Below are 21453 nucleotides of genomic sequence, written 5' to 3'. Positions count from 1 at the left end.
GTAGTCCGCGTCAACCTTACCGGCGTTGCGCGTTTCGGCCATGCCGGGGCGATCACGCGGCCTCGCCTACCATCGACCGGGTGACAGAGCGGTTCCTCCGACAGTGGCTGACACCGGTCGTCGTGTTCTTCGCGATCCGGGCCGTCGGAATCCTGGTGCTCGCGGACCTGGCACGGCTGAACGGTAAATCGCTGGGCGATCGTCTGGCCGCGTGGGACGGCAAATGGATGCTGGCCATCGCCGAACACGGATACGACAACGTGCCGGTCGATCTCACCGACGCGTGGGGCGTCCACTCCGCCGACACCGCGTACGCGTTCTTCCCCGGATACCCCTACCTGGTGTCGGTGGTGGCACGACTTCCGCTGGTCACGACGTACGGGGCGGCGATCGCGGTGAACGTCGTCCTGTGCGTGTTCGCCGCGGCGGGGGTGGCCAGACTCGGCGCGCTGTGCGCGCAACGGATGGCGACGGCAACGCCCCTGCCCTGGGACCGCCTGCGAGCTGCCATGCCCGGCTCCCTGTCCCGATTCGTCCCGGACCCCGGACCACGGCCCGAGCCGGCGTCGCACCCCGACCCGTACACGGTCGGCCTCATCACCGTCGCGCTGTTCGCCGCCACCCCGATGTCGATCGTGCTGAACATGGCCTATACCGAGGCCCTGTTCTGCGCGGTCGCGGTGTGGGCACTCATCGGAGTGCTCGAGGAACGCTGGCTGCTCGCCGGCGTGTGCGCGCTGCTGGCCGGTGCGACGAGGCCGACGGGGGTCGTGGTGATCGCCACTGTCGTCGTCGTCGGCCTGACGACGCTGCGCCGGCGGCCAGGCAGGAGCGAGTCGGCCCGGATCCTGACGGCGATCACGCTGAGCCCCATCGGCTACCTGGGGTTTCTCGGAGTGGTGTGGGCGCGCACCGGGCACCCGCTGGGCTGGTTCACCATTCAGACCGACGGCTGGGACACCCGCTTCGACTTCGGGGTGGCCGCCGTACGGTTCGTCAACGACTCACTCACCCATTCCGGTGAGGTGGCACCGGTGGCGACGGCCGCGATCATGTTGTCGACGCCGCTGCTCATCGCGGTGGCGGTGTGGTCGCGGCTGCCGTGGCCGGTACTGCTGTACGCGATGCTGGTCGTGGCCTCGATCATGGCCTCGAGCGGGCTGATGATGAGCCGCGCCCGGCTACTGCTGCCGGCGTTCGTGCTGCTGATCCCGTTCGCGGTGATCATGGCGCGGTGGCGACCGCCGGTGATCGTGGCCACGCTGCTACCGGTCGTCGCGGGCAGTGCGTGGTTCGGCGCCCACATGCTCACTGTGTATCCACATGCCATGTAGTTGCTCACGCCCGGTTTCGCGGGCACGCACGTCAGGCCGGGCGATTGGGGCACATGATCGGCGCGAATCGCCAACGCGCGGAACCACTGCGCGATGAGGTCGGCACACACCGCCGGATACCGGCAGGCGGCACGCGGTACTCGCCGGAATGCCGGCGGCCTTCGTCATCAGGGTGCTGGGTCATCGGTTCATCCCATCCAGTAGTCGTCGGTCGAGATGGTGAAGTGGTGCCCGCCGCCGGCGCAGTTGACCCCGTACTCGGGGCCGGTGGAGCAGGTGATGCCGCGGACCTGCAGGAGCTTGCCGTAGGGCAGTACGCGCTGATTGCGCACCTGCACGGTGGTGTCGCTGAAGAAGACGAACCGGGCGCGCGTCGCAGTGGTCATCGAGACGCCGTTCGGGTGGATCGAGGAGACTCCGCCGCCGGTTACCCTGGGCGCCCGGGCCGGGATCTTGCCCTGACAACCCGCCCACGGGGCACCCCGGTCGAGACGGATGGCGCACTTCCAGCCGCGCGACGGGGAGGTGAAATAGTAGCTGCCGCCGACCTTGTAGGCGACGGGATTGACCTTCGGCCACTCCCCGGGGATCGCCGACGCGGTGGGGGCGACAACGGCCAGGGGAGCGGCCACGGCAACGATTCCGGCTGCGACGGCGGCCGAGCGACGAATCATGCGGGAGGCTGCGTTCTGTGTCATGTCTCCACGATGACTCACAGCATCCGCACAGGCGATGGGGAGAACTCCCCCACCGGACGGTTTCCGATGGGGAGAACTCCCCACCGCAACTACCCGGCGGCGAATCCGGAGCAGAGCCAGGCGATGCCGCGGTCGATGCGGGCGCGGGGATCGGTAAGTTCGCGGGCCCGGGCACTGCCGGCGAGACCGGCCAGGTGCGGCGGCGGGTCGGTGACCCGGCCCTCGATGAGGTCGGCGAGACCGCCCGGACCGTCGTAGTCGGCGTCAAGTGTCAAGCCGGGCAGCGCGGCGAGTGCGACGCCGTTGACATAGCTCCACACTGTCAGCGACATCCCGGTGGCCACCTCGACGTCGACGCCGAGCCCGTCCATGAAGCCGCCGACCAGCCAGTCCAGGCAGCGCAGCGATTCGATACTGAACCCGTAGCGGGGTGAGGTGTAGGCCTGAACCACCCACGGGTGATGCTGGTACAGCTCCCAGTCGACGGCGGTTGCCGCGGCCACTCGCTCGCGCCAGCCGAGCGCGGGTTCGGTGTCGATCGGATAGGGAAACCGCCGCCCCACCTCGACGGTCATCTCCTCGATGAGGGTGTCTTTCCCTGCGACGTGCCGGTACAGCGACATCGCGCCGACGCCGAGTTCGTCGGCGATGCGCCGCATCGAGAGTGCTCCCATCCCGTCGCGGTCGGCGACGGCGATCGCGGCGTCGACGATCACCGCGACGGTGAGCTTGGGGTGCTCGGCGGCCACGGGACTTCGTGCCTCCTCATTCGAACGGGGGAATAACTGGCTTGCGTACAGCGTACTCAGCTACGTACCGTTGCACGCGTACGCCGTACGCACCAACTCCCGACACCTGAGCAGAAAGCAGCCGACCATGGCCATCGATCACCAGAGCAGCGAGCAGCGCATCGCGGCGGCTTCCGCCCCCCGCGCCGACCGCCGCACCTGGCTCGGCCTGGCCGTGCTCACGCTGCCGGTGATGCTCGTGTCGATGGATGTGTCCGTCCTCTACCTCGCCATCCCGTCCATCACCTCCGCACTCGACCCGTCCGCGTCGGAACAGTTGTGGATTCTTGACATCTACGGCTTCCTGCTGGCCGGTCTGCTCATCACGATGGGCAATGTCGGCGATCGCATCGGTCGCCGCAAGATCCTCCTCGCCGGTGCGGTGGTGTTCGGCGTGGCCTCGACGATGGCCGCGTTCGCACCGAGCGCGGGCGTGCTCATCGCGGCCCGGGCCCTGATGGGGCTGGGCGGAGCGACTCTACTGCCGTCGAGCCTGTCGCTGATCGCGAACATGTTCGTCCACGTCCGCGACCGGGGCCTGGCCATCGGCATCTGGACCGCGGTGTTCGCCGGCGGCAGCGCCGTCGGGCCGGTCGTCGGCGGCATTCTCATGCACCACTTCTGGTGGGGCTCGGTGTTCCTCATCAACGTGCCCGTGACCATCGTGCTGCTGCTCGTCGGGCCGCGCCTGGTCCCCGAGTTCCGGGCCGGCGCGAGCGGGCCGTTCGACATCCTGGGCGTCGTGTTGTCGATGGCGGGCATCCTGCCGATGATGTACGCGATCAAGACGATGGCCTCGCACGGGTTCTCCGCCGGCACCGCACTGATCGGGCTCACCGGCCTGGCCCTGCTGGTCTCGTTCCTGCTGCACCAGAAGCGCACCCCGCATCCGCTGCTGGACCTATCACTGTTCACCAATCCGATGTTCAGCGGGTCGGTCGCAGTCGCCCTCACCGGCATGATGGCCCTGGGCGGCATGTCGTATCTGACCGGCGTCTACCTGCAGTCCGTGCTGGATAAGGATGTGCTGGCGGCCGCGATCGCCGGACTGCCGATGGCGTGTGCGGTGGCGGTCTTCTCCGTCGGCGCCGCGAAGGTGGCCGCGGTGATCGGCACGCGCAACGCGTTCGTCGGTTCGGTGGTGCTCACCGCAGTCGGCATGGCGGGCGTCCTCGCGCTCGGCGTCGGCAGTCCCCTGTGGATCTACCTGGTGTTCACCAGCATCGCCGGTGTCGGCTTCGGTACCCAGTTCAGTCTGGTGTCGGAGGTCGTCGTCGGTTCGGTGCCGCCGGAGCGGTCCGGTGCGGCCTCCAGCATTTCCGAAACCTGCTTCGAACTCGGCACCGCCCTCGGGCTGGCACTGCTCGGTTCGCTGGCGACGCTCACTTTCCGAGCCGGCTCCGGTGGCCATGAGTTCGGCGACACCCTCGGCGACACGTTGCGCACCGCGGACGGGCTGGGTTCATCCGGCGAGGCTCTCGCGACGGCCGCCAAGCAGGCATTCGTCGACGGCATGCACGTGTCGGCGCTGACCGCCGCTCTGATGCTGACGGCGGTCGCAGTGGTACTCACTTTCGTGATGCGTCCCGGCGCGCGAGCGGCGGTCGAGGAGCCCGTCGCGTCATGATGGCCTACCGTCGTCAGGGTGCATGAACTGATCGAAAGCCGCTGGAGCGCCCGCGGCTACGACCCCACAGCCACCATTTCCGCCGACGACCTCACCGAGATCCTGGAGGCCGGCCGCTGGGCCGCCACCTGGGGCAAGGTGCAGCCGGTCCGGTTCGTCGTCGGTATACGCGGCGACACCACGTTCACGGCGATGACCGAACTGCTGACCCGAGGCAACAAGCCGTGGGCGCCGGCGGCATCGGCGCTGGTCATGGTGTGCACCACCGACGATCCCGACGACGCCAAGGCGCACGACTACGGCGCCGTCGACCTGGGACTGGCGGTCGCGCAGATGAGCATTCAGGCGGTGGCGCTCGGGTTCAACGCGCACCCGATGGCCGGTTTCGACGCAGAAGGCGCGCGGGTACGGTTCGCGATCCCCGACGACAAGCGTGCGATGGTGGTTCTGGCGGTCGGCCGCCTTGCCGACGATCCGTCAACACTCAGCCCCGAAGTGCGAGAACGAGATTCATTGCCGCGCCGACGACTTCCGCTCGACGAGATCTCCTTCGCCGGTTCCTGGGGCCAGGCGTTCACCACCGGCGCGTGAGGCTGTCACGACAGCGGGTCACGCGCGCGCCGACGATGCCGCAGCACGGTCCGCGATAGGCTGACCGGCGGCGCAGTCGACTTCAAGGCCGGAGGTGGCGTCCATGCACGTGACGACGATCGATCTGGTGATGCTCTCGGGGTCGCTCACCGAACTGTGCACCCACTGGACCGGTGAGCCCGCCCGCCGACAGCTCGCGGTCACCTTCAACCAGGCCAATCATCTTCTGGGACTGGCTGATCCGACATCACAGGGAGTATGGATCGCCGGTACCGTCGACCTCGGCACCGATCCCCAACCGGTTGACGCGGGACGGGCCGCACACGCCGTGGCGCGGTTTCTGTCCGAACACGAGGCGTTGCGGGCCCGTTTCCGGTTCGATCCACAAACCTGCATGCCGTATGCCGATGTGTTCGGCCCCGATCAGGTGCAGGTGACCGTCGAGTCCCGAGGTGATGTCGGATCCGATGATCTGGCAATACTTTTGGGAGAACGCTGCCGCAGCGGCGACGTCCCGGGAGTGCTGTTCGGACTCCTCGATGCGACGCTCGTCGTCGGCTTCGACCACGCACACTGCGACGCACTGACCGTCGACCTGGCATTGCGCCGGGTCCGGGAGCTCTACCTGGACCCCGACACCCAGCGCAGCCCCGGTCAGCGGTTCTTCGATCGTTCCGAACTCGACGGTATCCTCAGCGAGAAGCTGGCCGCCGCGGCGGGCGAGCATCCCCGATTACCCGCCTGGCGAAGGTTCTTCGCCGCCAACGGGAACGCCATCCCCACCTTCCCGCTGCCGCTCGGCGAGATTCCGGCAAGCGGCGCCCCGCAATGCACGCGGGTGGTGGAGCTTCTCGATGACGACGCCGCGCAGGCACTGGGCCGGCGCGCGTTCGCCAAGATCCTCGCGCAGCTCGCCGCGTCGATCGCCGAACAGGGTGGGCCGCAAACACTCTCGACGGTGATTCCGGTGCACACCCGCGGCCGGTCGTCGTCGCCGTGGCACCGGACGGCCGGCTGGCTGGTCACCAACGCGCCCGTGCGGGTGCGTGCCGGCGACGTCGGCGGGGCCGAGCGCGCCCTGAAATCAGCGCTCGGTCTGGCGTCGGTCCCGCTCGATCACGTGCTGCGACGCTGCCAACCGGCGATGACCACCGCCGACATCTTCATGGTGTCCTACCTCGACTACCGCCGCCTCGGCGATCCGCTTCCCGGCGCCCGGCACATCTCGAACAGCACCACCACCGACAGCCTGCAGATGTGGTTCTCCCGCCACCACGACGGCCTCGACCTGCGCATCCGCTATCCCGACACCACCACCGCCAACGCCACCGTCGACGCCCTGGTCTGTTCACTCTCCGAACGCCTGCGCCGCTACACCGACACCACAACCTGACTCGAAACCCGTTGGGAGCCTTATCTCACCGGGCCCTTCGAGACGCGGTCGGCTCGCAGACTCGCGCGACAGCCCTCAGGGATCAAGATGACTACCGCACCGACGCGGCCAATCACCTTGATCCCCGAGACCGAAACACCAAACCCACCACGCCAACACAACCGTCATCTTGATCCCTGAGGCCGAAGCGACGTAGGAGCGAGGGTCACGAAGGGTCCGGCGACGTAGACGCCTGACCCAACCACCTCGTAACAACGACCGAATCCCACGCGGACCGAAGCTGTCCGCATTGGCTCATAGCGTGATCCTCACACCGACAACGAGGAGCGCACGATGACCACCACACCCGACTACCCACCCTTGGCGGAGTCCGAAACAGTCTCGGCACCAATAATTTCCGGCCGCGCCCGCACCATCGCACTCATCTGCCTACTATCCGCGGCCTTCATGGAACTGATGGACGGCACCGTCGTCAACGTCGCCCTGCGGACGATGGAAACCGACCTCGGCGCGTCGTCGACGGCGCTGCAGTGGGTGGTGGCCGGCTATCCGCTCGCCTACGCCGTCGGCCTGATCGTCAGCGCCCGGCTCGGTGACCGCTACGGCCGCCGGCTCCTGTTCGTGGCGGGCCTGGCCGCGTTCGGCGTGATGTCGCTGGCCTGCGGACTCGCCGCCGGGCCGGGACAACTCGTCGCGTTCCGAGTGCTGCAGGGCGCGGCGGCGGCGCTGATGGTGCCGCAGGTGCTCACCAACATCCAGGTGCTGTACCGGCCGGACGAACGCGGCAAGGCGATGGGCATGTTCACCTCGGTGATCGGCCTGGCCGCGGTCACCGGACCGATCCTGGGTGCGGTCATCACCGACGGCGATTGGTTCGGCATGTCGTGGCGGCCGATCTTCCTGATCAACGTGCCGCTCGCCGCGATCGCGGTCGCGGCGGCGCTGTCGTTCATCCCCGAGACCCGTGACGACAATCCCGCCCCGATCACCGCCGGATCGGCGGGCCTGCTCGGCGCATCGCTGGCCGCGATCATGCTGCCCATCACCCTAGGACCCGACAATAACTGGCCCGCATGGGGTTTCGCGACGATCACCATCGGCGTCGCCGGCCTGGCGATCTTCGCACGCCGCCAGGTGACCACCGCCGAAGCAGGTGTCACCCCGATGGTTCCGCCCACCCTGTTCCGGACCCGTTCATTCACAACGGGTTTGATCACCTTCGCCGCGCTGACCATCCCCACCGGCGGCTACTTCCTGGTCCAGTCGCTGCACGTACAGATGGCGCTCGGCTGGTCGGTGCTGCACACCGGCTTCATGTGGATCCCGTTCTCGCTCGCGGTGCCGGTATCGGCGGGTCTGGCTGCGACAGTTCTCGCGCCGAGGCTGGGCCGCCGCATCCTGCAGATCGGCGCGGCGATCCTCATCACCGGCATGGCCGCGATGTACCTGGCAGAAGGATCGTCGAATCCCGGACTGTGGTTCCCGGTCGCCCTGGTGATCGCCGGACTCGGCTTCGGAGCGATCGTCGGATCGGCGGGACTGCTTGTCCTCAACGATGTTCCGGTCGCCCTCGCCGGTGCGGCATCGGGCGTGTTCAACACCGTGCAGGCGCTGGCTGTGGCCGTCGGCGCGGCGGTGATCGGCACCGCGTACACGACGGTCGGCGAGTCCCACGGCCTGCAATCCGGTTACCACGTCGCCTTCCTGACGATGATGGCGATCGTCGGCACCGGTGCCGTACTCGCCCAGACCATGCCGAAGGTCACCACCGCTGTTTCCGCAGGCTGAGGTGCCATTTGGCGGGGTGAATCCGCAGGAGTACAGTGTTCGGCATGCAGCGTGCGCTCCTTCTCGGTTGCCGCGGCGGGGTCTGATTCGACCGGCTCTCCGCCGCGGGGATCAGACGTGCCGGTCACTCCCCCTTCTTTCTTGACCTGGAGAATGACCCATTATGGCCGCAGCAGACAGTTTCACTTCCGGAGCCAGCCGTATCGTTGAGCCCTCCGGCCCCATCCCCGCCGACCAGCCCGCATGGAATCCGCAGCGTTCCTCGGCGATGCCCGTCCACCGTTATCTTCAGTTCGCCGACGAGGTGGAGAAGGTATCGGTCCCCGACCGTACCTGGCCCGACAAGGTCACCACCAAGGCCCCGCTGTGGTGCGCGGTCGACCTGCGTGACGGCAACCAGGCGCTGATCGACCCGATGAGCCCGGCCCGCAAGCGCCGCATGTTCGATCTGCTGGTTCGCATGGGCTACAAGGAGATCGAGGTCGGTTTCCCGTCGGCGAGCCAGACCGATTTCGACTTCGTCCGCGAGATCATCGAGGACGACGCGATCCCGGGCGACGTCACCATCCAGGTGCTCACCCAGTGCCGCACCGAACTGATCCAGCGCACCTTCGAGGCCTGCGAGGGCGCGGCCAATGTGATTGTGCACTTCTACAATTCGACGTCGGTGTTGCAGCGACGGGTGGTGTTCCGCGCCGACAAGCCCGCGATCGTCAAGATCGCCACCGACGCCGCGCATCTGGTGCTGGAGGAGGAGAAGAAGTACCCCGACACCAACTGGCGGTACGAGTACTCCCCGGAGTCGTACACCGGCACCGAACTGTCCTTCGCCAAGGAGGTCTGCGACGCGGTCTCCGAGATCATCGCGCCCACCCCCGACAAGCCGCTGATCATCAACCTGCCGGCGACGGTCGAGATGGCCACCCCGAATGTGTACGCCGATTCGATCGAGTGGATGAGCCGCAACCTGGCCCGTCGTGACTCGATCATCCTGAGCCTGCACCCGCACAACGACCGCGGTACGGCCGTCGCCGCCGCCGAACTGGGTTATCAGGCCGGCGCCGACCGCATCGAGGGCTGCCTGTTCGGCAACGGTGAACGCACCGGCAATGTGTGCCTGGTGACCCTGGGCATGAACCTGTTCAGCCGCGGCGTCGACCCGCAGATCAGCTTCTCCGACATCGACGAGATCCGCCGCACCGTCGAGTACTGCAACCAGCTCAACGTCCCCGAGCGCCATCCCTACGGCGGCGACCTGGTGTACACGGCCTTCTCCGGCAGCCACCAGGATGCCATCAACAAGGGCCTGGATCAGATGAAAATCGATGCCGACGAACAGGATTCGGACGTCGACGACATCATCTGGGCGGTCCCGTACCTGCCGATCGACCCCAAGGACGTGGGCCGCAACTACGAGGCCGTGATCCGGGTGAACAGCCAGTCCGGCAAGGGCGGCGTCGCCTACATCATGAAGGCCGACCACGGTATGAACCTGCCACGGCGGCTGCAGATCGAGTTCAGCCGGGAGATCCAGAAGCTCACCGACGGTGAGGGTGGCGAGGTCAGTCCCAAGGAGATGTGGGACGTCTTCAGCGAGGAATACCTGATGCCGATCGTCCCGCTGGAGCGGATGCGCCAGCGCGTCAACGCATCCGAGGTCGACGGCGGTGAGGATCAGATCACGGCGATCGTCAAGGTCGACGGCGTCGAACGCGAGATCGAGGGTGTGGGCAACGGCCCGCTCGCCGCGTTCGTGAACGCCATCGGCACAGTCGGTTTCGACGTCCGAGTCCTCGACTACGCCGAGCACGCCCTGACCTCCGGCGACGACGCCAGCGCCGTCTGCTACGTCGAGGTGGAGGCCAACGGCGAGACGGTATGGGGTGTGGGTATCGCCCCGTCGATCACCACCGCCAGCCTGCGCGCCGTCGTCTCCGCGGTGAACCGTGCCCACCGCGCGGCCGCCCCGGCCGACGCCGGGACCGCTCCTCGCACCTGGGCTCCGTAGTCGGCTCGATCCTCAAGACTGTTGAGAGCCTTGGGTCGCCGGACCCTTCGAGACGCCTCCGCTAGCGCTCCGGCTCCTCAGGGATCAAGAAGCGCTCCTGACCGCCGAGGCCGAAGCGACAAGGAGCGAGCCACCCCCTTGATCCCCGAGGCCGAAGCGACGAAGGAGCGAGGGTCACGAGGGGTCCGGCGACCCGAGAATCCTCACCTGACCGCCGCCGCCACCTCGCGCAGTAACCCGACGACCTTGGCGACGGACCCGCGCGGGTTGGGCCGGGTCAGTGCCTCGTACACGCGGGCCGCGCGAACGCCTTTGAGACTCAGCGCTTTCACTCCCGGGTGCCGCACGGCGTGGCGGGGCATCAGCGCGATCCCGTGCCCGGCCGCCACCAGCGCCTCGATGGTGGTGAAGTCGAGCATCCGCTGGGTGACCCTCGGCACGACACCGGTGACCGCCGAAATCGACAGCAGCACATCGTCGACGGGAAAGCCGCCGTCGACGCTGATCCAGTCGCTGTCGGCCAGATCGGCCACGTCCACTGCGGCGCGGCGCGCGAAAGGCGATATGCCCGCGACGATTACGTCAAGCGGTTCCCGCATCAGCTCCGTCACGGCGACCCGTGGCGAGGCGATGGACGCGGTGCGTTCGTCCCGATGGGTGACGACGATGTCGTAGACGGTAAGCCCGGGCGGGGCGTCGCCGTAGGCCACGTCGAAATGACTGGCCCGCACATCGATCCCGGCGTCGGCCGCCCGGTACAGCAGTTCGGGCAGCAGCAGCGTCGACCCCGACGGAAACATGCCGAGCCGGACGGTGGCGTTTCCCGACCGGTACGCCAGCATCTCTTCGGCTGCCCGGTCGACGGCGGCGATGACGTCGTCGGCCCGCAGCACCAGCGCATGCCCGGCGTCGGTGAGCCGGATCCCGCGGCCGTCGGGTTCGAGCAGTTCAACGCCCGCCTCATCGGCAAGCACCTTGAGTTGCTGCGACACCGCCGACGGCGTCATGTGCAGCGCGGCCGCCACGGCACCCACCGACCCCCGGTCGGCGAACTCCCGCAGCAGCCGCAGCCTGCGCACTTCCATGCGCAAACGTTACCGCCGATTCAGACCTTCTGTGGCTCGGCCTTCACCGGCTCCGGCTGCCAGCCCGGACCTTTGGCGACATAGCCCCAGCGGTCGCGCCAGCGCTCGGCGTGCCACACGTCACGGCCGATGGCGGTGAACTCGTGGGTCGCCACGCGCAACGGGTTGAAAGTGTTGATGTTCTTGGTGAGGCCGAAGCGGACCTTCTCGTCCTCGGCCTCGAACGTGGAGAAGATTCGGTCCCAGATGATGAGGATGCCACCGTAGTTGCGGTCGAGATAATTCTGGTTGGAGCCGTGGTGAACCCGGTGATGCGAGGGGGTGTTCATCACGAATTCGATGGGCTTCCACAGCTTTCCGACGCGCTCGGTGTGGATGAAGAACTGGTACACCAGGCTGATGGATTGCTGCAGCATGATCATCCACGGTGAGAATCCCAGCGCGGCAAGGGGAATCCAATACGGCATCGAGCTGAACGGGGTCCAGGGCTGACGCAGCGCCGTCGACAGGTTGTAGTGCTCGCTGGAGTGATGCACCACGTGGCTGGCCCAGAAGATCCGGATCGTGTGGTGGGTGCGGTGATACCAGTAGTAGATGAAGTCGTCGGCGAAGAACAATGCCACCCAGGTCCACGGATTGTCGGCGGGCAGGCTCAGCGGACTCAGCTCGTATACGGCCGCATAAACGAACAGCACCACCAGCTTCCAGCCGGCATTGACCGCGACATTGCCCAGCCCCATCGCGAGACTCGTTGTGCTGTCGCGTAGTTCGTAGCCTCGTTCGTCGTCGTCGGGAAGGAAGTAGAACGAGGCCATCTCCAGGAACAGCGTCACCGTGAAGAACGGGATGGCGTAAAGAATCAGGTCGAACATGTCGGGCTCACTTCGTTGTGGCGATCACGTCGAGGACGCGACTGAGCAGGGTGGTGGCGAGTCGGGTGGTGGCCTCGACGTCGTGATCGGCGATGTGCCGGGCCAGGCGGATATGGGAGTCGCGGTCGGCGTATTCGTCGAGCAGCCCGAGCTTCTGCATGGCCGGGATGCCGATGGTCTCGAGCCCGGACAGCATCGTGTTCATCGCCAACCGGTAGGCGATGTTGCCCGATCCGTTGATGACGGCGATCCAGAAGGCGACGTCGGCGGCGACGATCGCTTCGGGCGAGGTGTCGTCGGCACGTTCGGGATAGGAGGCCGCGGCGTCGAGGACCGCGGCGATCTGCGCGTCGTCGGCACGCTGCGCGCACAGCCGGGCGGCGTCGGCGGCGATGGAGCGGCGCATCTCGAACACGTCGCGCATCAGTTCGACAGACGGTACGGCGCCGGTGGTGGCCAGCGCGGTGAGGACGTCGAGACCCGCGTTCTCGCGCCAGTCGAGCACGCGGGTCTTATCGCCCTGCGAGATGCGCACGAGTCCGGCCTGACGAACGCCTTTGAGGGCTTCGCGGATCGCGTGCCGGTTGACGCCGAACCGCAGTGCCAGCTCGCGCTCTGCGGGAAGCGGCTCTCCAGGCGCGAGCCGGCCGGACAGGATCTCAGCGACAAGCTGCCCGAGCACCTCGTCGGACACCGCTGCACGCTCGATCGGCTGAATCTCCATGCCGATGATCATGGACCATCCCCGTATCTCTGGTCAACTGGTTGGACCAGTGCTATGTTTACTGCGGGCCACAGCTCGTCGCTGAGGCTCAACCCCGCACGACGAACCCCGGAACCAGGCCGACGACATCGTCGTCACGCATGGTTCCGGGGTTCGTCCGGTTTCGGGAGTCGTCCGGAATAAAACGGAGAAAGCCGAAGGCATCGTCGGTGAACCACGAGTCTCGGTGAGCCGCAGCATCTTCGCCCTCACCAACGACACCGACCGCGCCTACTTCGGCATGCGCGGCAACGACCAGGATCAGGTCGGCATCATCGACAACACCACCGCCCGCTTCGGCCGCAGCTACGCCGACGAACCCGACAAACTCATCGAACAACTCCTCGAGGACGAGGCGATCGCCGCCGCCGACACCCTTCTGCTGACGGTCCCCAACCAGTTGGGCGTCGACTACAACGCCCACGTCATCGAGTCGATCCTCACCCACGTCGCCCCGGCCCTCGGCTGGCGCTGAAACAGAGGTGAGTTTGCCGGCGATCCCGCTTTCCGGGCTCGCCCGCAAACTCACCCGGCGTCCCTGAAACCCCCACCGAGTCAGTGGCGCCGGTGCGTACCGGGCCGCCTCCACTGAATGCCACCAGAACCGACTCTGCCCTGAACAAATCTGCAAGCACCTTACTCAACTGTTAACCAACACTACATATTGGATGCAACTTTATTCGATTGTCCTGAACTGACATCGCCCGCACGATGGATACATGACCACTCGTGACCGCGGTATCGCACTGACCGTCGTGCTGCTGTGGGGGCTGAATTTCATCGCCATCCGCTACAGCCTCGACCACTTTCCGCCGTTCTTCCTCGCCTCGCTGCGGTTCGCGGTTATGGCCGTGCCGGTGCTGCTGTTCGTGAAGTTCCCTAGGGTTCCGGTGCGCTGGTTCCTGTTGTACGCCTGCGGATTCGGCATCGCCCAGTTCCTGTTCCTGTTCCTGGCGATGCATCTGGGGATGCCGACGGGTCTGGCGTCGCTGGTGTTGCAGACGTCGGCGCCGTTCACCGTCGTGCTCGGGGTGCTGTTCCTGGGCGAACGGATGACCGGGCGGCAGGTGTGCGGAATCCTGTTGGCAGTCATCGGGATCGCGATCATCGGCTTCGCCCGCGCCACCGAGACAGACCTCGGGTGGGGTGCCGTCGGGCCCATCGCCCTCACGGTTCTCGGCGGTCTCGGCTGGGCGTTCGGCAATATCGGCAACCGGCTCACCGCCACCCACCGCGAACCCGGCTCAGCCCAGCCCGGCGACGCCCTGCGTCTGGTGCTGTGGATGTCGGTGATCCCACCGTTGCCGTTCCTGGCGATGAGTCTCGTGTTCGACGGTCCCACAGCGGGATTCGATGCGCTCACCACCATCGGCAGCCACAGCGGGCTGCTCGCGATCGCGGGGCTGACCTACACGGTGTTGCTCGGGACCGTCGCCGGATCGGGGCTGTGGGCGAGCCTCATGTCGCGACATCCGGCGAGTCGTGTCGCGCCGATGTCGCTGCTGGTGCCGGTCGTCGGCCTCACCGCGGCGTGGTTGTTCTTCGGCGAAACCCCCGGCATCGCCGAGCTTCTCGGTGCCGCCGTCGTCATCGCCGGCTGCGCGCTCGGCGTGATGGGCACCGGAAGATCACCACGGCCGACCGCCGACCGCGTTGCGGTGTCAGGAGTTTCGGGGTGGCGACGTCATGCGCTCGTCTCGCCGGACCCTTCGTGACCCTCGCTCCTTCGTCGCTTCGGCCTCAGGGTTCAAGATGCGTGACCGCTCCCTCATCGCTTCAGCCACAGCGATCAAGATGCGTGACCGCTCCCTCATCGCTTCAGCCACAGCGATCAAGATGCGTGACCGCTCCCTCATCGCTTCAGCCACAGCGATCAAGATGCGTAATCGCTCCTTCGTCGCTTCGGCCTCAGGGATCAAGATGCGTGATCACTCCCTCGTCACTTCGGCCTCAGAGATCAAGAAGGTTTGGTTAGAGCGTGGCGCGGACGGCGGCGGAGAGGCGGTCGGAGGCGGCGCGGGCCTGTGCCGAGAGGGCGGTCATGTTGACGAAGCCGTGGATCAGGCCGCCGGCGCGGTCGAGGGTGACCGGGACACCGGCGGCGCGGAGGCGGTCGGCGTAGGCGATGCCCTCGTCGCGGAGCGGATCGAAACCGGCGACCAGCACGTAGGCGGGCGGCAGACCCGACAGATCGTCGGCCAAGAGCGGCGACGCACGGGGATGCGAACGGTCGGGGACGTTCGGCACGTAGGCGTCGGTGAACCAATCGATGCGTTCGATGCTCAGGTAGTAGCCCTCGGCGAACTCGCGCCGAGACGCCGTGCCGACCGATTCGGAGCAGTCTGTCACCGGGTAGATCAGCAGTTGCAGGGCGGGCTGCACGGCCTCGCCGCGCACATCCAGGGCCAGCACAGCCGCGAGGTTGGCCCCGGCACTGTCGCCGGCGACCACGATCTTGTCGGCGCGCACACCCCAGTGCGGGGCGGCGTCGACGACGTGTCGCCACGCGTCCAGCGCGTCGTCGGAGGCCGTGGGGAACGTGTGCTCCGGGGCCAGCCGGTACTCCACCGACACCACGTCGGCGCCGGTTCCGATCGCCAGCCGCCTGGCCACCGCATCGTGGCTGGCGCGGCTGCCCAGCGAGAACCCGCCGCCGTGGAAGTACAGGACGATGCCCGTCGACGATTCGCCGGCCCGGTATCGGGTGGCCGACAGGTCATCGTTGATACGAAAATCCTCGACGACGGCCAGCGGGGGAAAAGTCTCGGCGATCATCCCCGCCGACTCCTCCATCCGTTCACGAGCCTGTGCGACGGTGCCGCTGACCAATGCCATCCCCGGCACGTGATCGGCCGCCCACGCGATCGCTGCCATCGGCGGATCGAGTCGGTCCCCGTCCGCGTTGACCGGGCTCCGGCGGCTCAGCCGCGCCACGAGGGCGTCGGGAAGCCTCCCAAGAGGTAATACGACAGCCCGTTTGACCTTGGCGACCCGCGACAGCGCGGGCGTGGTGGCTCGACTCACGGCGCAGAGCCTACCGCTGTGGCCGCCGACACACCATGACAACCCCTATTGGTACATCCCCTGCCGTCCCGTTCGGCAACCGCGTACCTGTGACAGACTCTCCCCATGCCCGCGCGTGAACACCACAACTCAGCCCGGCTGCCGGCGCGCACGACGATCGCCCTGACAGCCGCCGGAGCGGCCCGCTGGGCCTCCCGTACCGCCGGACGCGGTAAGGGGTCGATGATCGGCGGCCTGATCGCCGAGAAGATCGACCCGCAGATCATGTCCCGGCTCGCCGCCGGGAAACGCACCGCGCTGATCACCGGCACCAATGGCAAGTCCACGACCACCCGGATGGTCGCCGCCGCACTCGCCGAACTCGGCGAGGTGGCCACGCAGGCCGACGGCGCCAACATGGACGCCGGCATCATCGCCACCTTGTCGCTGCAGCGTTCGGCTCCGGTCTGCGCGCTCGAGGTGGACGAGCTGCACGTCCCGCACGTCAGCGACGCCGTCGACCCGGCGGTTCTGGTGCTGCTCAATCTCTCCCGCGACCAGCTCGACCGGGTCGGCGAGATCAACATGATCGAACGCCGTCTGCGCGAAGGCATTTCGCGACATCCCGATACCGTCCTGGTGGCCAACTGCGACGACGTGCTGATCACCTCCACCGCGTTCAACGCCCCACGAGTGGTGTGGGTGGCCGCGGGCGCGGGCTGGGTGGGAGACTCGGTGAGCTGCCCGCGCACCGGCGAACCCATCATCCGCGGCGACGACGACGGCTGGTATTCGAGCGGCGACGAATCGTTCCGCCGCCCCACCCCCGACTGGTGGGTCGACGACGAAAAGATCTACGGCCCCGATGGTTTCGAGGCCGAGCTGACCCTGTCGGTGCCGGGCAAAGCGAACCGTGGCAATGCCGCCCAGGCCGTCGCCGCAGCCGTCGCGATGGGCACCGATCCCGCGAAAGCCGTTGCGGCGGTGGGTACCGTCGGGGAGGTAGCCGGACGCTACGGCATCCATCAGGTCGGCAACCATTCGGTACGAACGCTTCTCGCGAAGAATCCGGCCGGCTGGCAGGAGGCGCTGTCGATGATCGACCAGGACGCCGACGGTCTGGTGATCGCCGTCAACGGCCAGGTCCCCGACGGCGAGGACCTGTCGTGGCTGTGGGACGTGCGGTTCGAGGCGTTCGAGACGATGAAAGTCGTTGCGGCGGGCGAACGTGCGGCGGATCTGTCGGTACGCCTGCTGTACGCGGGCGCGCAGCACATCACGATCGACGACCCGATGAAAGCCATCGCCTCGTGTCCACCGGGCCGGGTCGAAGTGCTCGCGAATTACACCGCATTCCGTGATCTGGGTGTGGCTCTCGAACGCGCGGAAGGCGGCCGGAAGTGAGCGAATCGACTCTGCGCATCGGCCTGGTGCTGCCCGACGTGATGGGCACCTACGGCGACGGCGGCAATGCGCTGATCCTGCGTCAACGGGCCCGGATGCGCGGCATCGACGCCGAGATCATCCACATCACACTGGACGACGAGGTGCCCGATTCCCTCGACGTGTACACCCTCGGCGGCGCCGAAGACTACGCACAACGCCTGGCGACCCGGCATCTGACCCGCTACCCGGGCCTCCAGCGGGCCGCCGCCGCGGGCCGTCCGGTGCTGGCGATCTGCGCCGCCATCCAGGTCCTCGGCCACTGGTACGAGACGTCGGCAGGCGAACGGGTGGAAGGGATTTCACTGTTCGACCTCACCACCGCTCCGCAGGAGACGCGCAGCATCGGCGAACTCGTCACCGATCCGGTCCTCGACGGCCTCACCGATCCGCTCAGCGGATTCGAGAACCACCGAGGCGGAACCACTCTCGGCTCCGACGCGAAGCCGCTCGGCCGGGTCCGGCACGGCGTCGGCAACGGGGTGGGCGACGGCACCGAAGGCGTCGTGCAGGGTTCGGTTCTCGGCACCTACATGCACGGTCCCGCCCTGGCCCGCAACCCCCACCTCGCCGACCACCTGCTCAAACAGGCCCTCGGCGTCGAGACCCTCACCCCCCTCGACCTCCCCCAGGTCGACCGCCTGCGCACCGAACGCCTCGCCGCCGCCCGCCGCGGTTAGGCGTGTGACTGCCCGCCGCGGTTAGCACCCAGTCGGTTGACAAAACATCATATATGTTGGCAATCTCAGTTACCGGCCGGTAACCATCTGTGCGGCCGAGACGAGGGAGGGGCTCGAGTGCGTGCGACTGTAGGTATTCAGATGTGGGGACGGCGTTTCGCAGTTGCGGCGGGCGCTGTCCGGCGGGTGTTGCCGGGCGAGCCGGCCAAAGGCGGCCGTCCCGCCAAGACCATCACCAACTATGTGGCGCTTGGTGATTCGTACGCGGCGGGCACAGCCATCCTGCCGATGTCGGGTAAGGGCGAGTGCGGGACGTCGGCGATCAACTATCCGAGCCTCGTCGCCAAGAAGCTGCGCATCAAGAACTTCACGGACGTGACGTGCGGCGGTGCGAAGGTCGCCGACTTCACCGGCAGACAGGGGTTCCCGTCACCCGCTCCTCCGCAGTTCGCCGCCCTGCGCAAGAACACCGAGCTGGTGACCGTCGGGATCGGTGGCAACGACATCCACCTGGTCGAGCTCACCGCGAGCTGCATCAATCCGGCCGCCACCGCGACCAGCCGCCAGTGCGCTCCACGTCCGGGCGGCAGGGACAAGGTCGGCGCCACCATCAACGCGTTCGGCCCGAAGTACGACAAGGTGATCGCCGGTGTCCGCGAACGCTCCCCGAAGGCCCGCATCCTGCTGGTCGGCTATCCGTACGGGATCCGTCCGGGCGGCTGTCCCGGCAGGCAGCCGATGGGCGGACCGGATGCGACCTACATTCAGGACAAGATCAGCCAACTCAACCGGGTGATGAAGGTGCGGGCCGAGGCGAACGGCGCCGAGTACGTCGATATCGAGACCCCCACGAAGAAGCACGAGGCCTGCTCCGGCAGCCAATCACAGATGGTGGGTGTATTGCCCACCGACACCCAGTCGCTGACCCCGCTGCACCCGAACGCGGCCGGTCAGCGGACGATGGCCGCCACCGTCCTCAAGACGCTCGAAAACTGAACCAAGCCGACCTGTTCCCGTGAATCCACCCCGCATCCCGGCGGGGTGGATTCGCCCTCTCAGGGTGTGCGCCGGTCGATCCCGGCGTGGTCGGCCGCTGCGGCCAGGACCTCGCCCAGCATGGCGGGCGTGAGGCGACCGGTGAACGTATTGTGCTGGCTGACGTGATAGCAGCCGAACAACGTGATCGTCTCGTCGCCGCGGTGCAGGCAAACCTGTACTCCGTGACCGAATTTCGGCCTCGGCCTGGGCACTTCCCAGCCGAACTCTCCTAGCTCCCGCAACGCCACCTGCCAGCCGAAACCACCCAGCACGACGACGGATCGCGCTGTGGGAAACAGTAATTCAAGTTCGGCGCGAAACCACTTGGCGCAGTTGTCACGTTCGGTGGTCGTCGGCTTGTTCTGCGGCGGCGCGCAATGTACCGGCGCCACCATCCGCACCCCGAACAACTCCATCCCGTCGTCGGCCGACGTCGCGGTGGGCTGACTGGCCAACCCCACCTCGTAAAGGCCGCGGAACAGCACGTCCCCGCTCTGGTCGCCCGTGAACATCCGGCCCGTCCGGTTGGCTCCGTGCGCGGCGGGTGCAAGCCCGACGATCAGCATCGCCGCATCATCCGGGCCGAACCCGGGTACCGGTCTGCCCCAATACTCTTGGTCGGCGAACGCGGCACGCTTGTCCCGAGCCACCTGTTCGCGCCAGCGCACCAACCGCGCACACGCGCGGCATTTCACCAGCGCGTCGTCGAGCTGGTCCAGCGTCCGGTAGCGCACACGATCAAGGTACGCCGGTCAATCCAGGATCCGGCACCGATCGCGGGTCCGGTCGACGCCGAACCAGCCGCGCTCGAATTGCTGCCACCGCGTCAGATGCTCCCGCTCGACTTCCCCGTCGCGAGCGATGGCGCGCGCCAGCCGCTGTTCGTCGGTGCCGCCGTCGACCCACAGGGCGCGCGTCAGCCGGGCCGCTATCGACGTGCGTGCCGACGACACCCCCTCGATGATCAGCAGCGGTTGCCACCGCACCCACACCGGCCGGCCTATCGTCGGCACCCCGTCGTGCCACACCCGTGGCCGGTACACGTAGTCGCGACACCGGAAGAACGGCCGCAGAATGTCGTCCTCCAGCTCGTGCCACCACGCCACCGGATTGTCCCAGGTGGCGAAGTCGTCGGTGCGGATCAGCACCGCACCCGTGCCGCGGTCGGCGAGCTTGGACATCAACGCATCGGCGATCATCGATTTACCGGCACCCGACGGTCCGTCGATGGCGACAACGCCGGAGGACAGTTCGGCGGCCAACTCGTCGAGATGCCGCTCCACGTCCGGTGCCAGAACCATTCCGATCACACCAGGATTCTTCTGCCCGACAATGCCCGGCCCAGCGTGAGTTCGTCGGCGAATTCGAGGTCGCCGCCCATCGGCAGACCCGAGGCGAGACGGGTGACCGACAGCCCTGGGAAATCCTTGAGCATCCGCAGCAGATAGGTGGCGGTGGCTTCGCCTTCGGTGTTGGGGTCGGTGGCGACGATCACCTCGGTGACGTCGACGCCGTCGGGCTGGTTGGCCAGGCGGCGCAGCAGTTCCCGGATACGCAGCTGATCGGGCCCGATCCCCGACAGCGGGTCGAGCGCCCCGCCGAGCACGTGGTACCGACCGTGGAACTCTTTGGTGCGTTCGATGGCGTGCACGTCTTTGGGCTCTTCGACGACGCAGATCTTGGTGGCATCGCGCCGGGAATCGGCGCAGATGCGGCACAGCTTCTCGGCCGACACGTTGCCGCAGTAGTCGCAGAAGGTGACGTCGTCGCGGACCCGGGCCAGGGCGCCGATGAGGCGGTCGATGTCGGCGTTCTCCCCGGCCAGGAGATGAAAAGCGATGCGCTGGGCACCTTTGGGTCCGAGGCCGGGTTGTTTGGCCAGTTCGTCGATCAGGTCCTGAATCGGGCCCTCATACACCGGCGCTCAGCCCAGTCCGGGGAATCCGCCGCCGAGTCCGCCGGCCAGGGGACCCATCGCCTCCTGGGCGAGTTGATCGCGTTTGGCGGCGAGGTCGTCGAGCGCGCCGAGGACCAGGTCCTGCAGGGTGTCGACATCGTCGGGGTCGACGACCTTGGGGTCGATGGTGACGGCGGTGATCTCACCGGTGCCGGTACCGGTCACCGTGACCAGCCCGTTTCCGGCGGTACCGGTGATCTGGGTCGCGGCGATCTCGTTCTGGGCGGCCAGCAGCTGCGCCTGCATCTGCTGGGCCTGCGCGAGCAGCCCGGCCATCGGGTTGTCGCCACCTGCACCGCCGCCGAAGATCGCGCTGGGATCGAAAGGTTCACTCACACCGACCAGGGTAGACGAGGCACCCCCGCCAGCAGCCGCCCGACATGCG

The 21453-nt window shown here is 67.4% G+C and carries 20 protein-coding genes and 1 pseudogene; 11 read left to right on the top strand and 10 right to left on the bottom strand.

Going from position 1 to position 21453, the window contains the following annotated elements:
* The first annotated feature begins 80 nt into the window (after window positions 1-80).
* The gene (locus Q0627_RS20130; protein WP_298812250.1) at window positions 81-1334 is read left to right on the top strand and encodes a hypothetical protein; all 1254 of its coding nucleotides are present in this window, start codon (window positions 81-83) and stop codon (window positions 1332-1334) included.
* 188 nt (window positions 1335-1522) lie between these two features.
* On the opposite strand, the gene Q0627_RS20125 is transcribed toward Q0627_RS20130, so the two are convergent.
* Window positions 1523-2032 (bottom strand): hypothetical protein, encoded by a 510-nt coding sequence (locus Q0627_RS20125; protein ID WP_291014172.1) that lies wholly within the window; start codon window positions 2030-2032, stop codon window positions 1523-1525.
* A gap of 89 nt (window positions 2033-2121) precedes the next feature.
* A complete protein-coding gene (locus Q0627_RS20120; protein WP_291014169.1) occupies window positions 2122-2781 on the bottom strand; it encodes a helix-turn-helix domain-containing protein in 660 nt (219 codons plus the stop codon).
* 127 nt (window positions 2782-2908) lie between these two features.
* Between Q0627_RS20120 and Q0627_RS20115 the strand changes: the two genes are divergently transcribed.
* From Q0627_RS20115 to leuA, 5 genes are all read left to right on the top strand, one after another.
* Window positions 2909-4447: an MFS transporter gene (locus tag Q0627_RS20115; protein ID WP_298812245.1), complete on the top strand. Its 1539-nt coding sequence runs from the start codon at window positions 2909-2911 to the stop codon at window positions 4445-4447.
* A gap of 18 nt (window positions 4448-4465) precedes the next feature.
* Window positions 4466-5038, top strand: a complete 573-nt coding sequence (locus Q0627_RS20110) for a nitroreductase family protein (protein WP_298812242.1) — start codon at window positions 4466-4468, stop codon at window positions 5036-5038.
* A gap of 103 nt (window positions 5039-5141) precedes the next feature.
* Window positions 5142-6431, top strand: a complete 1290-nt coding sequence (locus tag Q0627_RS20105) for a hypothetical protein (protein WP_298812240.1) — start codon at window positions 5142-5144, stop codon at window positions 6429-6431.
* A 333-nt stretch (window positions 6432-6764) separates the two neighbouring features.
* On the top strand, window positions 6765-8219 hold the full coding sequence (locus tag Q0627_RS20100; RefSeq protein WP_298812237.1) for an MFS transporter: 1455 nt from the start codon (window positions 6765-6767) through the stop codon (window positions 8217-8219).
* Window positions 8220-8382: 163 nt separating this feature from the next.
* Window positions 8383-10227, top strand: a complete 1845-nt coding sequence (gene leuA, locus Q0627_RS20095) for a 2-isopropylmalate synthase (protein WP_298812234.1) — start codon at window positions 8383-8385, stop codon at window positions 10225-10227.
* A 203-nt stretch (window positions 10228-10430) separates the two neighbouring features.
* On the opposite strand, the gene Q0627_RS20090 is transcribed toward leuA, so the two are convergent.
* Genes Q0627_RS20090 through Q0627_RS20080 form a run of 3 tightly spaced genes read right to left on the bottom strand, consistent with a single transcriptional unit; the run spans window position 10431 to window position 12908 of the window.
* Window positions 10431-11312, bottom strand: coding sequence for a LysR family transcriptional regulator (locus Q0627_RS20090; RefSeq protein WP_298812231.1), 882 nt, complete (start codon window positions 11310-11312; stop codon window positions 10431-10433).
* Between the two features lie 20 nt (window positions 11313-11332).
* Window positions 11333-12184, bottom strand: a complete 852-nt coding sequence (locus tag Q0627_RS20085) for a sterol desaturase family protein (RefSeq protein ID WP_298812229.1) — start codon at window positions 12182-12184, stop codon at window positions 11333-11335.
* A gap of 7 nt (window positions 12185-12191) precedes the next feature.
* Window positions 12192-12908 carry a FadR/GntR family transcriptional regulator gene (locus tag Q0627_RS20080; RefSeq protein WP_298812225.1) on the bottom strand — a complete coding sequence of 239 codons (717 nt, stop codon included), beginning with the start codon at window positions 12906-12908 and terminating at the stop codon, window positions 12192-12194.
* Window positions 12909-13119: 211 nt separating this feature from the next.
* Between Q0627_RS20080 and Q0627_RS20075 the strand changes: the two are divergent.
* Together Q0627_RS20075 and Q0627_RS20070 are read left to right on the top strand one after the other, a co-directional pair.
* Window positions 13120-13422: pseudogene (locus tag Q0627_RS20075) on the top strand (LLM class flavin-dependent oxidoreductase); the annotation flags it as partial.
* A 244-nt stretch (window positions 13423-13666) separates the two neighbouring features.
* Complete coding sequence (locus Q0627_RS20070) at window positions 13667-14662, top strand: EamA family transporter (RefSeq protein ID WP_298812222.1); 996 nt, start codon at window positions 13667-13669, stop codon at window positions 14660-14662.
* A gap of 256 nt (window positions 14663-14918) precedes the next feature.
* On the opposite strand, the gene Q0627_RS20065 is transcribed toward Q0627_RS20070, so the two are convergent.
* Window positions 14919-15971, bottom strand: a complete 1053-nt coding sequence (locus Q0627_RS20065) for an alpha/beta hydrolase (RefSeq protein ID WP_291020278.1) — start codon at window positions 15969-15971, stop codon at window positions 14919-14921.
* Between the two features lie 105 nt (window positions 15972-16076).
* Here Q0627_RS20065 and Q0627_RS20060 point away from each other — a divergent pair, with 105 nt between their 5' ends.
* The 3 genes from Q0627_RS20060 (at window position 16077) to Q0627_RS20050 (ending at window position 19069) form a co-directional block, all read left to right on the top strand.
* Window positions 16077-17354 carry a MurT ligase domain-containing protein gene (locus Q0627_RS20060; protein ID WP_291020279.1) on the top strand — a complete coding sequence of 426 codons (1278 nt, stop codon included), beginning with the start codon at window positions 16077-16079 and terminating at the stop codon, window positions 17352-17354.
* A complete protein-coding gene (locus Q0627_RS20055; RefSeq protein ID WP_291020282.1) occupies window positions 17351-18073 on the top strand; it encodes a type 1 glutamine amidotransferase in 723 nt (240 codons plus the stop codon). Before Q0627_RS20060 ends, Q0627_RS20055 begins: the two co-directional genes overlap by 4 nt.
* 117 nt (window positions 18074-18190) lie before the next feature.
* Window positions 18191-19069, top strand: a complete 879-nt coding sequence (locus Q0627_RS20050; protein WP_298812217.1) for an SGNH/GDSL hydrolase family protein — start codon at window positions 18191-18193, stop codon at window positions 19067-19069.
* 59 nt (window positions 19070-19128) lie between these two features.
* Here Q0627_RS20050 and Q0627_RS20045 read toward each other — a convergent pair whose 3' ends face one another.
* The 4 genes from Q0627_RS20045 to Q0627_RS20030 are packed head-to-tail and all read right to left on the bottom strand — an operon-like array spanning window position 19129 to window position 21404.
* Window positions 19129-19845: a uracil-DNA glycosylase gene (locus Q0627_RS20045; RefSeq protein WP_291020286.1), complete on the bottom strand. Its 717-nt coding sequence runs from the start codon at window positions 19843-19845 to the stop codon at window positions 19129-19131.
* Window positions 19846-19863: 18 nt separating this feature from the next.
* A complete protein-coding gene (locus Q0627_RS20040) occupies window positions 19864-20412 on the bottom strand; it encodes a uridine kinase (protein WP_291020309.1) in 549 nt (182 codons plus the stop codon).
* A gap of 5 nt (window positions 20413-20417) precedes the next feature.
* On the bottom strand, window positions 20418-21029 hold the full coding sequence (gene recR, locus Q0627_RS20035) for a recombination mediator RecR (protein ID WP_291020288.1): 612 nt from the start codon (window positions 21027-21029) through the stop codon (window positions 20418-20420).
* Window positions 21030-21035: 6 nt separating this feature from the next.
* A complete protein-coding gene (locus Q0627_RS20030) occupies window positions 21036-21404 on the bottom strand; it encodes a YbaB/EbfC family nucleoid-associated protein (RefSeq protein ID WP_291020290.1) in 369 nt (122 codons plus the stop codon).
* Between the last annotated feature and the right edge of the window lie 49 nt (window positions 21405-21453).

This window comes from uncultured Gordonia sp. (assembly GCF_937858515.1).
Classification (GTDB): Bacteria; Actinomycetota; Actinomycetes; order Mycobacteriales; family Mycobacteriaceae; genus Gordonia.
Note: the sequence above shows the minus strand (reverse complement) of the source record. Positions and strands in the feature narration are given on the sequence as shown.

What these genes read in the sequence shown, in the direction of transcription:
- Q0627_RS20125 (WP_291014172.1), bottom strand. Translation starts at nt 2,032, where the DNA reads ATGACACAGAACGCAGCCTCCCGCATGATTCGTCGCTCGGCCGCCGTC.
- Q0627_RS20115 (WP_298812245.1), top strand. Translation starts at nt 2,909, where the DNA reads ATGGCCATCGATCACCAGAGCAGCGAGCAGCGCATCGCGGCGGCTTCC.
- Q0627_RS20105 (WP_298812240.1), top strand. Translation starts at nt 5,142, where the DNA reads ATGCACGTGACGACGATCGATCTGGTGATGCTCTCGGGGTCGCTCACC.
- Q0627_RS20100 (WP_298812237.1), top strand. Translation starts at nt 6,765, where the DNA reads ATGACCACCACACCCGACTACCCACCCTTGGCGGAGTCCGAAACAGTC.
- leuA (WP_298812234.1), top strand. Translation starts at nt 8,383, where the DNA reads ATGGCCGCAGCAGACAGTTTCACTTCCGGAGCCAGCCGTATCGTTGAG.
- Q0627_RS20090 (WP_298812231.1), bottom strand. Translation starts at nt 11,312, where the DNA reads ATGGAAGTGCGCAGGCTGCGGCTGCTGCGGGAGTTCGCCGACCGGGGG.
- Q0627_RS20085 (WP_298812229.1), bottom strand. Translation starts at nt 12,184, where the DNA reads ATGTTCGACCTGATTCTTTACGCCATCCCGTTCTTCACGGTGACGCTG.
- Q0627_RS20080 (WP_298812225.1), bottom strand. Translation starts at nt 12,908, where the DNA reads ATGGAGATTCAGCCGATCGAGCGTGCAGCGGTGTCCGACGAGGTGCTC.
- Q0627_RS20070 (WP_298812222.1), top strand. Translation starts at nt 13,667, where the DNA reads ATGACCACTCGTGACCGCGGTATCGCACTGACCGTCGTGCTGCTGTGG.
- Q0627_RS20060 (WP_291020279.1), top strand. Translation starts at nt 16,077, where the DNA reads ATGCCCGCGCGTGAACACCACAACTCAGCCCGGCTGCCGGCGCGCACG.
- Q0627_RS20040 (WP_291020309.1), bottom strand. Translation starts at nt 20,412, where the DNA reads ATGGTTCTGGCACCGGACGTGGAGCGGCATCTCGACGAGTTGGCCGCC.